This is a genomic window from Citrobacter sp. Cpo126 (genome assembly GCF_030332445.1).
Taxonomy (GTDB): domain Bacteria; phylum Pseudomonadota; class Gammaproteobacteria; order Enterobacterales; family Enterobacteriaceae; genus Citrobacter; species Citrobacter portucalensis.
Map to the genome: position 1 here is coordinate 151308 of NZ_JAOWHT010000030.1, position 14096 is coordinate 165403.

Annotated in this window: 10 protein-coding genes; 3 read left to right on the forward strand and 7 right to left on the reverse strand. The window is 43.4% G+C overall.

The annotated features are described in order from the left end of the window. The first annotated feature begins 3 nt into the window (after window positions 1-3). The 3 genes from OGY17_RS08660 (at window position 4) to OGY17_RS08670 (ending at window position 6833) form a co-directional block, all read left to right on the forward strand. Window positions 4-3141 (forward strand): anti-phage-associated DUF1156 domain-containing protein, encoded by a 3138-nt coding sequence (locus tag OGY17_RS08660; RefSeq protein WP_286606905.1) that lies wholly within the window; start codon window positions 4-6, stop codon window positions 3139-3141. Between the two features lie 75 nt (window positions 3142-3216). Further along, a complete protein-coding gene (locus OGY17_RS08665; protein WP_286606908.1) occupies window positions 3217-5967 on the forward strand; it encodes a phospholipase D-like domain-containing anti-phage protein in 2751 nt (916 codons plus the stop codon). An 11-nt stretch (window positions 5968-5978) separates the two neighbouring features. Beyond that, the gene (locus tag OGY17_RS08670) at window positions 5979-6833 is read left to right on the forward strand and encodes a restriction endonuclease (RefSeq protein WP_286606911.1); all 855 of its coding nucleotides are present in this window, start codon (window positions 5979-5981) and stop codon (window positions 6831-6833) included. A 244-nt stretch (window positions 6834-7077) separates the two neighbouring features. Here the strand turns inward: OGY17_RS08670 and OGY17_RS08675 are convergent, their stop codons facing one another. From OGY17_RS08675 to OGY17_RS08705, 7 genes are all read right to left on the reverse strand, one after another. Next, window positions 7078-8808, reverse strand: a complete 1731-nt coding sequence (locus tag OGY17_RS08675; protein ID WP_286606913.1) for a UvrD-helicase domain-containing protein — start codon at window positions 8806-8808, stop codon at window positions 7078-7080. Continuing rightward, window positions 8805-10889, reverse strand: coding sequence for an ATP-dependent nuclease (locus OGY17_RS08680; protein ID WP_286606915.1), 2085 nt, complete (start codon window positions 10887-10889; stop codon window positions 8805-8807). Before OGY17_RS08680 ends, OGY17_RS08675 begins: the two co-directional genes overlap by 4 nt. 619 nt (window positions 10890-11508) lie before the next feature. Next, the gene (locus OGY17_RS08685) at window positions 11509-11706 is read right to left on the reverse strand and encodes a putative zinc ribbon protein (protein ID WP_502872491.1); all 198 of its coding nucleotides are present in this window, start codon (window positions 11704-11706) and stop codon (window positions 11509-11511) included. Window positions 11707-11833: 127 nt separating this feature from the next. After that, window positions 11834-12178 carry a DUF7828 domain-containing protein gene (locus tag OGY17_RS23280; RefSeq protein ID WP_353622319.1) on the reverse strand — a complete coding sequence of 115 codons (345 nt, stop codon included), beginning with the start codon at window positions 12176-12178 and terminating at the stop codon, window positions 11834-11836. A 109-nt stretch (window positions 12179-12287) separates the two neighbouring features. Next, window positions 12288-12428 (reverse strand): putative zinc ribbon protein, encoded by a 141-nt coding sequence (locus tag OGY17_RS08695; RefSeq protein WP_286606923.1) that lies wholly within the window; start codon window positions 12426-12428, stop codon window positions 12288-12290. 6 nt (window positions 12429-12434) lie between these two features. Further along, window positions 12435-12641, reverse strand: coding sequence for a helix-turn-helix transcriptional regulator (locus OGY17_RS08700; protein ID WP_286606985.1), 207 nt, complete (start codon window positions 12639-12641; stop codon window positions 12435-12437). Window positions 12642-12768: 127 nt separating this feature from the next. After that, window positions 12769-13359, reverse strand: coding sequence for an inovirus-type Gp2 protein (locus tag OGY17_RS08705; RefSeq protein ID WP_286606925.1), 591 nt, complete (start codon window positions 13357-13359; stop codon window positions 12769-12771). Window positions 13360-14096: the final 737 nt, after the last annotated feature.

A 14096-nucleotide genomic window follows, 5' to 3' on the forward strand; every position in this document is an offset into this window, starting at 1 on the left:
CTTGTGGTTTGGATTCTGGCAGAAACCCCATGTGGTCTAAAAAATGTAATTGATAGATTACAAGCTGGGCAAGGTAACTTATCTTTGCCCAGCTTGTTTGGAGATGAAGAGAAAATGGCAGAATTAGCTCCATTTGCGCTTAAGGATACACCATCGCTGATTGAGGCTGTATATCCTGTTCAAAAAATTTCTTTTGAAGCGCAGCAGGAAAGAACTTCAGTACAAAGTCAAACTTTGACTGGCCTAGGTTCGTACTGGAAAGGCCGAAAGCCTCTCATATTGGTCAGAAGTATCATTTTGGGTTCTTTGCTGCCTCAAACAAATAATAGGGAAAAAGATCTAGAATTATTTGAAATGCTTCTAGGTTTTGATCCACAGAGTTTAGCCAAACGCGCAATAACCTTAGGCTCTATTAAGCCAATAGATATTATTTCATCTATTGACTTACATAATCCGTGGGATTTTTTTTCTCATAATTTAAAAGGTGACAATGAATATTTTAGAGAAGTTAGTGCATTACAGGCACCTTTTAACAGTAATGAGTTAGGTTTAAAAGTTAGATGGCGTAAAGATATTGATGATAATGAAAAAATACCGCTATTTAAAAAATACTTAGATGGATTGACAACATATGAAGAGAAATCATTGTTATGCAAGCGCCCAGAGGAATGCGACCAAGTTTGGCTATATGACCATATCTGGGGGCATGTAAATACTCACCTTTCTGAATTTTCCATAAATGCGTACAGTTTTGATGAGTTGGTTAGGCAGCTTGGAATTCTCAGGTTTGGGCATAAACCAAAAGTCGGGGATGTATTTTCAGGTGGTGGTTCTATACCTTTTGAGGCAGCGAGACTTGGTTGTGATGCATTTGCAAGCGACTTAAACCCTATTGCATGTATGTTAACATGGGGTACTACCAATATTATTGGCGCACCCACCGAAGAAAGAAAAAAAATTGAAAACGCTCAACAAAAACTAGTTGATGCGGTTGAAGAAGAGATAGCAAGTCTTGGCCTAGAACATGATAGCAAGGGTAATCGAGCCAAAGCATATTTGTGCTGTCTTGAAACAAAATGTCCAGAGACTGGGTGGGTGGTTCCACTTATACCAAGCCTTGTTGTATCAAAAAGTCGAAATGTAATTGCAAAACTTCGACCTAATTATGACTCAAAAACATTTAGCATTGACATTGTTTCTGACGTAACACCTGAAATCCTTAAAAATGCAGAAAAGGGCACTATTCAAGATGGGTGTATGGTTTATGAATTAGAGGGGCATACATATCGTACACCAATAAAAACCATTAGAGGTGATTATAGAGATACTGATAAAACCACAAAAAATAGGTTAAGAAAATGGTCTAAAAGTGATTTTATGCCATCACATGGTGATGTATTTCAAGAAAGAATTTATGCCATTCAATGGATCACAAAGAATACTTTGGCTTTGGGTAGGCAGGAAACATATTTTTCCTCTGTTTCTGATGAAGATATAGCCCGTGAACGTAAGATCGAATCCATTGTCGAGGAAAATATTGGCGAGTGGCAGGCGCAAGGAATTATTCCTGATTTAGAGATTGAGGCTGGTTACAATACGGATCAACCTAAAAGAGAGCGTGGTTGGCAATATTGGCATCATCTATTTTCTCCAAGGCAATTATTGATAGCAAGTATTGTCAAAAAAAAGATTCTTGAGCAACCAATGGAATTGCAGGCACCTCTTTATCTATCACTGGCTAAAATGCTCGATTGGTCAAGCAAACTATGTCGATATGGTACTGGTGCGGCTAGAGAGTCAATAACTCAAACGTTCTACAATCAGGCGTATAATACAAATTACTCATACGGCGTTCGTTCATTTGTAACTGGGAAAAACTACCTATTTTTAACAAATGCAGCGATGGTTGTTAAAGGACACATGGATGTTGAGAACAACGAAGCTGCTTGTATTGATCGGTGCTGTGATTTATGGATCACCGATCCTCCATATGCTGATGCAGTAAATTATGATGAAATGTCAGAATTTTTTATTGGTTGGTTACGCAGAAATCCTCCCCAACCATTCAATGAATGGACATGGGACTCCCGTAGAGCTTTGGCTATCAAAGGCTCAGGCGATGGTTTCCGCAAAGGAATGGTCAGCGCCTACAAAACTATGGCAGACCGTATGACCGATGGAGGTATGCAGTGTGTGATGTTTACCCATCAGGATATAAGTGTATGGTCGGATATGATCGGCATTTTCTGGGCTTCTGGATTACAGGTTGTCGGTGCGTGGTATATTGCTACTGAAACTAGCACTGAACTCAAGAAAGGTGGTTACGTACAAGGCACAGTCATTCTAATGTTGCGCAAACGTGCCTCAGGTGAAAATGCTGGCTTTAAGCAGCGGTTATTACCTGCAGTACGAGCAGAAGTGAAGAGCCAGATCGAAACCATGATGCATCTCAATGATGAGATTAAAGACAAGCTCGGAGAACCAGTATTTAACGACTCTGATCTTCAAATGGCCGGTTACGCGGCAGCGCTCAAAGTGCTGACATCTTATACCCATATTGGTGGTGAGGATGTCACCAGCTTTGCTCTGCGCCCACGTACTAAGGGTGAAATGACCGTTGTGGATGAAATAGTGCAACAAGCGGCCGAAGCTGCTAACAGTTTATTAGTACCTGATGGTTTGTCTGCCAATGCTTGGCAAAAAATGAACGGTATTCAGCGCTTCTATTTGCGCATGATGGATATTGAAACTACAGGCGCTTCCAAGCTCGATAATTACCAAAATTTTGCCAAAGCTTTTCGAGTTGAGGATTACAGTAGGGTTATGGGTAATATGGCGGCCAACAAGGCACAGTTGAAGAGAATACCCGAGTTTACCTCACGTGACCTAACGGATAGTACTGAGCTTGGAGCAAGCTGGCTTGGCCATTTGATCATTGGTTTGCAGCAGATACTCGATGAAAAAGATCCTAAAATCATAATTGGTCAGTTGCAGTTAGACTTGCCAGATTTTATGGAAGTTCGGCCAGTATTGATCGATATATTAATCTTTATCGAAAATAAAGCTCCCGATAAAGCCACCCGCGATGCAGCTGAAGTATTAGGCGCGCGCCTGAAGAATATGCGTGCGCTGGGGCAGTGATAAAAATGAGCTTCGATAATTGTGAATTAATGAATCAATTATTTAATTAATATCAGGGGTGGGGAATCTATACAAATGAGCATTCGACGGTTTTCATCACGCACGCATAGGCTCGACAACAGCTTCCTATTGGAGCACCTTAAAGGTGCCCTTAGTTATAAGCGTATAGCTGGTTACTTCACAAGCTCGCTGTTTGAGGTAGCCAACGAGCTCATCGAGTCCATCCCAGATGTAAAAATCGTCTGCAATGTAGATATTCACCCTAATGACCTGAAAGTGGCTCAGCTTCGAGAGTCCAAGATGATAGGTCGCTGGAATGAGCAGGACTTTGAAGCTGAAAGTCTACTCAACCGCGACCGCTATCGTCGACTTGACCGTTTTCTGACTAAGCATGGTCAAGTCATCCGGGTTGCTCCTGACAGTATTTGTGGATTTTTGCACGGTAAAGCAGGTGTTATTGAGCTAGCTGATGGGCGAAAAGTTGGTTTCATTGGTTCTATGAACGAAACCAGCAGTGGCTGGCAACGGCATTATGAAATTCTTTGGGAAGATGAATCCCCGGAAGGTGTGGAATGGATTGAACAAGAGTTCAATTTTTTGTGGAACGCTGCTCGCCCATTACCTGAAGCGGTTATTCGTGAGGTTAAAAGGCGAGGCTATCGCAGGGAGGTTTTATTTGAAGATATTGTTGAAGATGATGATATAGCTCCTGCAGCGCTGATCGAGTCTCCTCTTTATCGGCAGGGATTTTCATTACAGCCCTGGCAACAAGGGTTTGTCAGTGAGTGCATTCGACATTACCATAACCATGGCATTGTACGTTTATTGATTGCTGATGAAGTTGGTCTTGGAAAAACCCTTTCGATGGCAACTGCTGCACTTTCATTGTGTTTACTTAGTGATCGCGATAATAAGAAGCGCAAGCCCGTTATTATTTTTGCTCCAGCTACGCTTTGTGAGCAATGGCAAGTGGAGATGATTGATAAGCTGGGCATTCCTTGTGCTAGGTGGCATACCCAAAAGAAAGCTTGGTTAGATCCTGAAGGAAGAATCATCTCGCCAACTGGACAAGAGCATATTGCAAAGTGTCCGCTTCGCGTAGGAATTGTATCCACGGGCCTAATGGTGCGAGATTCATTAGAGAAGCAACATCTTTTGGGATTGCATTTTGGTGTTGCTATATTGGATGAAGCACATAAAGCGCGTAGCAGACAAGGTTTCGGCAAAGATGCTGGCTCGCATAACGAGTTACTTACTTTCATGCGAGAAATCGCAGCACGCTCAGATCATGTCATTTTGGGCACTGCAACCCCCATTCAAACAAGCCCAGAGGATTTGTGGGACTTAATTGGCATTTTACATCAAGGAAGTGGTCACTTCGTTCTTGGCAATGATTATGCAAAATGGCACCGCCCACAAGAAGTTTTACCCATACTGTCAGGTAAGCAGCGAGTGACCAAAACCAGTTTTGCTTGGGAGATTCTCCGGTCACCCTTACCAGTTGTAGATTCAACCAATGAACAGTATGCTCGACGCTTATTTAGCTCTATTCGTCAGGATTTGGGATTAATTTATCCAAATGACAAATGGGATATAAAGAATACGCTCTCTGATCTTTCAGAGGACTCAATCGAATATCTTGAAGAGGAGTTGGACAGAGATATAGCTGGTGCCAGTTTCTTTCAGCGTGAAAATCCATTGATCCGTCACATTGTTTTGCGCAAACGTGTAACGCTTGAAGATGCCGGTCTTTTGCCCCGTATAGGTGTAGATGTTCATCCTGATCGAGAGTTGGCAAAGGAAGTTCACCAGTTTAATACTTTGTTCGAAGGGAAAGCCTTGAGAACAAGCGAGGACTTCCGACAAGCTTATGCAGAGGCACGACATTTTGGTAAAGCCCTTGCTCTTAATGGTAAGGGAAGTGGTTTTATGAAAAATCTTATGGAACAACGGATTTGCTCGAGTATTGCTGCTGGATTAAGTACGGCCCGAATGCTATTGGAAGGGCGAACTATTCTTGAGGAAAACGATGAACAGCTAATTGAGATTAAAGCCGAAAATCCAGATGAAATTGCGGTTCTGGAAAGGATGATATCCAGACTTGAGCATATAAAAGAAGATCCTAAACTCAACGCTGTGATTTATTACCTTGAGAAGGAAAAGTGGTTGAAATTTGGAGTCATTATTTTCAGCCAGTATTATGATACCGCTAAATGGGTCGCTGACTCACTTGCCGAACGTTATCCTAAACAGGCCGTAGGTCTTTATGCTGGTGCTGGTCGCAGCCGCCTTTATCAAAAAGGTGAAAGTGTCAATATTGAAAGAGAAATGCTTAAGCGTATGGTAGCTGAGCATCAACTTGAGATAATGGTTGCGACAGATGCCGCATGTGAAGGCCTGAATCTCCAGACATTAGGTACATTGATCAATATTGACTTGCCATGGAATCCAACACGTTTAGAGCAACGTATTGGCCGCATCAAGCGCTTTGGCCAAGTTCGTGAAAAAGTCAGCATGCTTAATCTTGTCAACGAGCAAACCGTGGACGAAAAGGTTTATGAGAAATTGTCTGAACGAATGCAGGACCGTTATAACCTGTTCGGTTCTTTGCCTGACACCATCCGTGATGAATGGATAGAAGATATTGAAACTATGGGTGAGAAAATGGATGAGTATATTAACGCCCAGAAACAGGCTAATGGATTTGACCTGCGCTATACAGAGACAATGTATCCATCAGATAAAGATTGGCGTGATTGCTCCAACGTACTCTCACGTCGCGATTTCACAGAATTGATGATGTCTGGGTGGGGGGAAAGCAATTGAGTTCTGGGAAAATGGTTACCTATGATCAGCTCATGGTCCCTTTAATGCAGGCCTTAGTTGACTTAGGGGGATCGGGTAGCATCGATGAAATATATGAGACTGTGGTTGAAATAGAAAAGTTTGATGAAGAAACATTGGCTATTTTACACAACCCGGAGAAAAGTAATCAGACGGAGATTGGGTATCGCTTAGCTTGGGCACGCACTTACTTAAAAAAGGCGGGTTATCTTGAGAATTCATCGCGTGGTGTATGGGCGTTAACGGACAAAGCGAAGCAAGCGCCGGAAATTGATAGTCGTGAAATCGTAAATTTTGTTCGTACATTAGACCGAAAAGCTAGCCAGGCTACAACGGATCCCAGTAAACCTGAATTGTCTATTGATGACTCACCTGAGGAGGTGCTTGCTTGGCGTGAAAGGTTACATCACGTATTGATTGAAGAGATGACCCCTGATGCGTTTGAAAGGTTAACGCAAAGGCTTTTACGGGAATCTGGTTTTATTCATGTTGAAGTTACAGGTCGCACAGGTGATGGTGGCATAGATGGTAAAGGTATTGCTAGAATAAATGGTTTGATGAGTTTTCACATTGCTTTTCAGTGTAAAAAATATAAGGGATCGGTTGGGGCTCCAGAGATTCGAGATTTCCGAGGTGCAACTGTGGGACGGGCAGATAGAGGCATGTTTATTACAACTGGTAATTTCACAAAAGCTGCTATTGAAGAAGCAAATCGTGACGGGGTAGCCCCAATAGATTTGGTTGATGGTGATCAGTTAGCTGATAAGCTTAAGGAACTTAGCTTAGGAGTGAGAACAGAACTCGTTGAGAAAGTGAGCGTTGATCCAGACTGGTTTTTAAATCTCTAAAATATCTTTTATATAAAACCTTTGGCTAGGAATAATACATCTGAAATATCAACAGAAAATTCAAGATTCGAGGGAATGCACAGGTTTTTGGATGGTTGTAAATATACTCTTCCCGTCAAAATAATGACAGCTTTATACATCTATGTAGAATGGTGAAGTATTCACTACTTGAAGTTAGTTATGAATTGATATTGGCAATAATTTAATGGTTATTGCCAATATGACTACACCTTAACTATATAGGTTATAGAAAAGTAAGTCCTTCAATATTTTCACTTCCGAAAAGGTCTTCCATAGCCTCTAAGGCTTTATCTGACATGGTCTGTGTAGCAAGTACTGCAAGTCTTATCATTGGCCGAGAGATGGAAACATAAAACAGATTGCGGGCGCGATAAAATCCTTTTGTATTTTTTGCGGTCAAAGCTTTAGTTTTGATGAGTTCCAGAAGTTGTGGCCAGTTGTAATGGTTCCATCCTCCACCAAGTATGACCAGAACGTTCTCAAATTCTGCCCCTTTGACGCTATGTTGTGTTGCAAAGGCAGTCTGCTTTTCAATAAATTTAGCAATCTCAATAACTTCTTTATAGGGAATGTCTCTGAGCTTGCTGTATCTATCAAGTGCAGATGAGCCTTCTGGCACCAGAGCACCATTCAGAGAGTTAAATTCTTCGTCTCGACGTAATACACGATCTGGTGGAGCCGGACGCCTAGTTATTTTCAGGTGATCAATGACTTGTCCGATAGTCCCTTCTTCACGCAATTCTATTAGAATATCCATATCTTTACGCCAGCGTGCTTTATCCTGATGCTGAGTTATTGTTGGTCCAGAACCGTATATCCTAAACATATCACCATAACGGGATGTGCAATAGGCCTCACACATAGGTTCTACATTTTCAGCAAAAAATTTGATGACAGGATCTTCTTTTTTGGCAAAGAGATCATTTCTTCCATTGAATATCTCGACGATGCTTGGATAACCCTGCTCAGCAGCAAGTACGTTGTGGGTGAGCATGAGCACTTTTGTTTTACTTAGGTCCCATCCCTCAGTCTGTAGTCTCTTCATTAACGATACACGTGTCTGTCGAGCCAGATCGGAAAGTAGATCATCTTTGGAGTGCCTGTCATTGGTTCGCTCTCCTTTGTAGTTATTAGTGTGGAAGAATCGAGCCTCACCTTTTGCTTCAGGGTTATGAACTTCTTGGCATAGCTCAGGGCGTAACTTATTTAACACATTTACAATAGCAGGAACTGAACGAAAGTTAGAACCTTTCGCAATCTCTTTGATAGGATATTCTGCAAGTTCGTACTCACTTCTGTAAATAGTTTGCCAATGGTCGCCAAAGAGGCCAACTAGCGGACCCGTAGCTGGTTTTAGGAAGTATTCAGTAATTGCTTCCATAAATTGACGATGAGTATCCTGATATTCATCGATAAAGAGCACCGGAAACTGCTGGCTGAAAATCTGTCGGAATTTATCCCGTTGCAAAAGTTTTGCCATCATATTCGGAATGTCATCGTGACTCAGCGAAATTCTGTTCTCGTCGACTCCAAAGAAGCCCATATCATATTCCACCGACTTTGCTCCAATACCACCGCCTTGCTCAATCTTTTCTTTTTTATCCTCCATTTCCCCGAGGAGCTCACGCAATGTTTTCTGAAATGGGCGCAGGAATGCCCATGAGAAACCATGAATAGTATTAACCAGAATGGCTGGATGCTCTTCGATTTCCTGTGCAATTTCATTTCGGGCAACTTCAGTATAGGTAATACAAGCCACTTTTTGCCCATACCGTACGAGAGTGGGCCCTTGCTCTTCAATCAAACGCTTCAGTGCGGCTACAAGCGAATAGGTTTTGCCTGCACCAGCCCCCGCCTCCAGTCGAAAGCTTTGTCTTGCATTTAGGGCATCATTGATTTTTTTTTGTGCTTCTTCTGCTGCTATAAGCGCAGGATTGCCTTTGCCCTCTGTCATATAACCTCCGGAGCTGCTAGTGCTTCATTGATTTTTTCTGGCTGGGGAGGTGGTTCTGAAAGCCAGATTAGACCTTCATGGATATAACGTGGCACTGTCCATTCTTTCTCGCGAATGGCGAATCGCAAAGCTGTATCTGCTTTCTCCAGTGTCTTGGCAATTTCCCATGCTTCATTCGCTGTATCCTGCTCTCCTGTCCACGTAAACAGCCCTGGATTTGCCAGAACAAGTGCATCTTCATAGCTTCGTGCACTGATTCCTTTTTCCGGGTTTTCTGCTATCTGATAAGCAATGCGGCGGAATCCTTTTATTTTTTCAGCGGCAGTTTTTGAAAGCAGCTCTGCAGGTGTGATATGCCATTGTTCTTTATCTGGGTGCTCTTTGGGGCGAAACCAGTTTTTGATTGCTGCATTTGATGTACGCTGGCCCACTGCGACAGGGCATTTTTCCCAAGTCGTGGTTTTTATTCCTCGTTTATTTAGTTTTTCCACCGGCTGGGTTGAATCGATATCCGTTATGACCAATGTTTTAAGTTCGAGGAAATCCAATAATGGGTAAAAAATGTGCGCATAAGCACCACCCACTTCGACATTAGATATGTACTGTCTGGCCAACTTGTGCTTGTCGTCTAGCGACTGATCAACTAATTCACATAGCTTTGGCATTAGCAGCCTTTCAGTTGTTCCCTCAACCAAAATGGCTTTATCTGCAAAATACAAATCACATTTGGTCAGCGTCATGTACTGGTGCAGGAAATTTTGGTCTTCAGCTGAGATACAGCCTAATCCCTTTTTGAAATCTTTAACTTTTGTCTGACGAGGTCTTTTAGGGGCCGGTGTTTCATTGAGAAAATACCGCACTGCTTCAAAGGATGCTGCATTTGCAACGTGGGGTGAATGTGTCGAAATAATGAACTGTACATTCCACACCGGCTCATTCGGATAGCTTGCCGACAGTTTTTTTATGGCGGCATTAAGCTGAGCTATGAATACCTCTTGCATTTGAGGATGCAAATGCGCTTCTGGCTCTTCGATGAAAATGAGATGTGTAGCCGGACACACAGGTCTTGCTCTGTATAACTTATGGTAAGTTTCGAGCTGTAAGAGCATGTAAATGAGGTTTCGTGTTCCTAATCCATTGTAGCCTTCTGGGAGATGCACTCCATCAATACCTGTGTATACAACCTTTGTATGACCAGTAAGGAGCGCCTCAACGTTCAATGAGGTTTCAGGTCGAAGCTCGGTGTCGTTGAGACTTGGAAAGCCGAGAACTTCCATTGCGGGGAGCAGACTTTTTAGCATCTCATCGAAACTTCCCTGCATACTGCGTTCAACATCTTCGACGGATTCTCTTAATTTACCTGCAAGTTCCTGATCTCTTGAAGCCGCAGTTGGAGTGGATGCTGTTTTAAAAAGAGTATTGAGTAATTTACCTATCACATCGGCATCACCATGCTTAGCATGATCGAGAGTTCTTTGTGCTCTAACAAAATTGCACTGCATTAATGTTGCTAAATCAGTAGAGCCTTCAAAGCTACGTCTATTTTTTTGATCGGTTGGGTCTATAGCTGAAACATGGGTGCTATATGCCTTTGGCAATGTTTCTCGTAATGAACGAAAGAAGTACGCCCTTGGTTCAACACCGTCTGGTGCAGGTTGGTTATCAAATAAAATGTTGAGGTTTGCTGGAGAGGTTTTGTATTCAATACACACAATCGCAGTTGTTGAATCTGTATCAAGATCGATGATAAATGGGGTAAGTGGGCCAAGATTTGTAGCTGTACTGTCATAGCGGAAGGTAAGAGTGAGAGATAGGGTTGGAAGTGCTGCAAGGATATCCTCTGTTTTAGCGCCTTGTTCCCTTAGTCGTCTAGCCTTGAGAAATTTATCACGCTGAGCAGGTGAAAAATCCTCAAGACGGAACCGCGCTCCGCTATCACTGGCAAATCTTTCAAAAATCTCCGTGAAAGATGTTTTTCCACTGTTATTGCGGCCCACGATCACTGTGGAAGTATCTTCCAACATGATTTCAACATCCTGGAGGAGGCGAAAACCCTCGACCCGAACTTTTTCGATTCGCATACTAACTCCCTGGCGGAATGGTGCAGGAGGAGTCCTGCTTGCCCTAGCATCAAAATTCAAGCATATACACTGTAATGCCTTACTTTCAATTGCGGAGTCGCATTAGTACTACTGATATCCCACTCTTTATGGGAACAGGTCGATTGTTGTCAACAACGGGTAAAAAGTTATCCACTTAGTGGTCGACGGCCTCCCGCAGGAAAGTGTGTATGTTTACCCTATCCGCAGCACTATCAACGGCAGGGATGGCTGGGTTATGTTTCATCGTGGATTGTCTGTGTTGTTTCGCAAGAAAGATATAAAGGTGGGCAACGCCAGCGGAGTTCAGTGGAATATCATTACCCACCATGCAAGGCCTCTGGCGCTTAGAATCTCCGTATGCCCGTCGACGTCGAGGAGGATACTCCGTAGCGGCAATGGCTCACCCGCTTTCTGTCCATCTCTGAACACGGCCGGTGAATCAGTTGCCAGCCTTTATCATTCTGCGTCACAACCACTGGAGTATGGCACGAACCACACAGTAACGGCCTGGCGTGCAGATATGAGAGCTCACTGACAGTCACCCATTCCCCATCCGCCGTATTCAAATGTTTGGTGGGCCTGAATGAATTCGCCATCGTCAGCAACGTCCTGATGTTGGTGCTGATAAACCAAGGTCTTCAGATGATTGCTGGCCAGGACCATTAACCGGACGGAGATAGTTCTCCTGCCAGGCTGCTTCTTCGATGCTGTAGATACCGGTGTTGCAGGTTGCACAGTGCTTTTCCCCCGCGTAATGACGCCCATACCAGACGCAGTACCAGGCCTCAGGTATCACACAGACCTCCTGCTCCTGGATTCGGAAAAATAGCAATCTGAAGCGCTCTCCCGGCAAGCCGTCCTGATGGTTGCACTACGAGCCCCCACCAGCGCTCCCTTACTGTTCAGAGTCAGATGGCATGGCATTATGAGCATACGCCCTCCGGGTCTGCGTAATATTTATGCCCGTAGAGGCTGACCACCGGCCTTGCATTTGGTACGTAACGCCGCAACTGTCGCATTAACAGAACGTCATCACCGTCAGGATGTGTGCATGGGCAACTTCGTCTGCCACATTCAGTGAGAGCAGCGTCGGTATGCGCAAACCACGGGCGCTCAGTGTCAGCGTGCAGCACCAGGATACTGCCACAATGATGGCAGGTGTATCGTTCGCTAGGAGAGCGTAGTGCGGTTCTGGCACCAGTAAGCCGTCCTGCATGGTTGCGAGCCAGGAAACATTTTGCGTACATAGTAAGAGTCCTCTCCACCATATGACAAGCAGGCGCGAGCCGTCCCGGTATGGGCAGCGTGGTGCGCAGTATCTGGCGGATAATAGATTTAAGTGTATGAGTAGCGTGATGCTAAAGGGGGAGTTACAGCTCAGCGAGCTGTGGCGGCTACAACATTGACCGTGCTGTAGCAGTACGGACACATACGCTCACCACAGTACTGGCGATGGCACTGCAGACAAATCCAGCGCACAGGTGCCTGCCATGTCCTGCGGTTATGTTTCTTTGTCATGAGTGTTCAGCTCCGTGATTCAGCAATACGTTGCTGTAACCAGGCTTCCACTTCGCTCTGGAGCCAGCGAGAGCTCCGCCCCAGTTTGATAGGCTTAGGGAATGCCCCATCCTGAATAAGCTTGTAGAACCATTTATCCGTTAAGCCTGTTAACCGGGTAATAAACTTCATGTCGACAAACTGATCATTCAGGACAGGGATATCGGTATTCATCATCTTGTTCTCCTTAAAGTGAATGGAGAAGGAATTCCGAGTGAGGTGTGATTCCTTCAGATGATGAGTGCGGGGTATAAATTTTGATACTCACGATATACCCCAGATTAAATGGTGTCTGATATTATTACCGGCCAGTGATTTTAGATTCGAACTTTCGTCTTGGCCTTCCTCTCCTGCTTCGTTCAGGAATATCACTGAGCTGATAAATTAGTTTCGCCTCTTTCTGATCCACTTTGCTCAGATAACTGAGAATATAGTTCATCCCATTACGCCCTCTGCGATCGTCATGCCTGATAACCCATTCTCCACGTACTCGATAATGAGACTGGGGAGTACACCGGTGTGTATATCCTTCTCTTTCGGTAATATCTATCCAGAGAGAATTAATCATCTGCCATGTATTCCAGATCTTACGATGTCTCTGTCCATCGAGATAAAAGGTGGCGTGGATATGTATCCCGTGTTGCTCTGAATTCTCCATTACCCATGCAAATCCAATGACATCTGTATGGGTAGTCAATTGCTCTGTCAGCAATGTCATCTGCCAGGCCATTTCTTTTTCGTCTTGTAAACTGAATGCTTCACTGTATTGCAGATATCCAAGGTCAATACGTAGCATTAAGATCTTGGCATAATTATCAAAGAGTGTATCAAGGTGAGTGAATAGTCTGGTCTTTAAATACGTATTGTGGATGTAGCGGTGATTCTGTTTCATAGGTAGTATATCTCGCGTGTATTAGTCATGAGATATCTACGGGGAGTTATTTTTGATTTGTTTAGAGGATGAGAGGTATTGGATTGCAAGCGGGATTGGTGATGTCTGAGCAGAGAATGTAATGCGGATGTGTTCGGGTGAAGATTATTAACGGGGACTCTTCTATATAAAATAACACTAATTACCTTAATTAACTGTTGAAGTTAATCTTTTCAGGCAAGATATTTCTTTCTTGCACCAGTGAGCTCAACATCTTATATTCACAAATAAAGTGCTCGCGCTCATTTTTATGCTTCTGCGTACAAGGTTAAATCACCACCTACGATAAGTCATCGTAGTATGGTCCGGAATACGCCATGTCCTCCAATGTCTTCAGCCCCCGGAAAAAGGTCGCAACCCAAACCCTCCATGACTGCCTGCTGACCTGCTAGTTGCTCTCTACCTTCTATAAAAACAGTGCATCTTTTATCAAAGCTATATAAAATTCATATTGAAAATTCAAACATAGCTATCATTATTGATGATTTAAAAATCAATGCGTTAGTGTTGATTGATATCGTGATATCCCCTGTAAATACTGTATAAACACTGCTAATAATTCGCAGATACCACCACGATATCACCAACAATATCCCTGTAGAATTCATCAAGACTTTGCAGATAGCAGTGTGCATAACCATTGATATACATCACTGTATTTTGTCAAAAACAACACTATATTTAGTGGGATATATTAG

Coding starts and splice junctions, on each gene's coding strand:
- OGY17_RS08665 (WP_286606908.1), top strand. CDS start 3,217: ATGAGCATTCGACGGTTTTCATCACGCACGCATAGGCTCGACAACAGC.
- OGY17_RS08670 (WP_286606911.1), top strand. CDS start 5,979: ATGGTTACCTATGATCAGCTCATGGTCCCTTTAATGCAGGCCTTAGTT.
- OGY17_RS08675 (WP_286606913.1), bottom strand. CDS start 8,808: ATGACAGAGGGCAAAGGCAATCCTGCGCTTATAGCAGCAGAAGAAGCA.
- OGY17_RS08680 (WP_286606915.1), bottom strand. CDS start 10,889: ATGCGAATCGAAAAAGTTCGGGTCGAGGGTTTTCGCCTCCTCCAGGAT.
- OGY17_RS23280 (WP_353622319.1), bottom strand. CDS start 12,178: ATGGTGGAGAGGACTCTTACTATGTACGCAAAATGTTTCCTGGCTCGC.
- OGY17_RS08695 (WP_286606923.1), bottom strand. CDS start 12,428: ATGACAAAGAAACATAACCGCAGGACATGGCAGGCACCTGTGCGCTGG.
- OGY17_RS08700 (WP_286606985.1), bottom strand. CDS start 12,641: ATGAATACCGATATCCCTGTCCTGAATGATCAGTTTGTCGACATGAAG.
- OGY17_RS08705 (WP_286606925.1), bottom strand. CDS start 13,359: ATGAAACAGAATCACCGCTACATCCACAATACGTATTTAAAGACCAGA.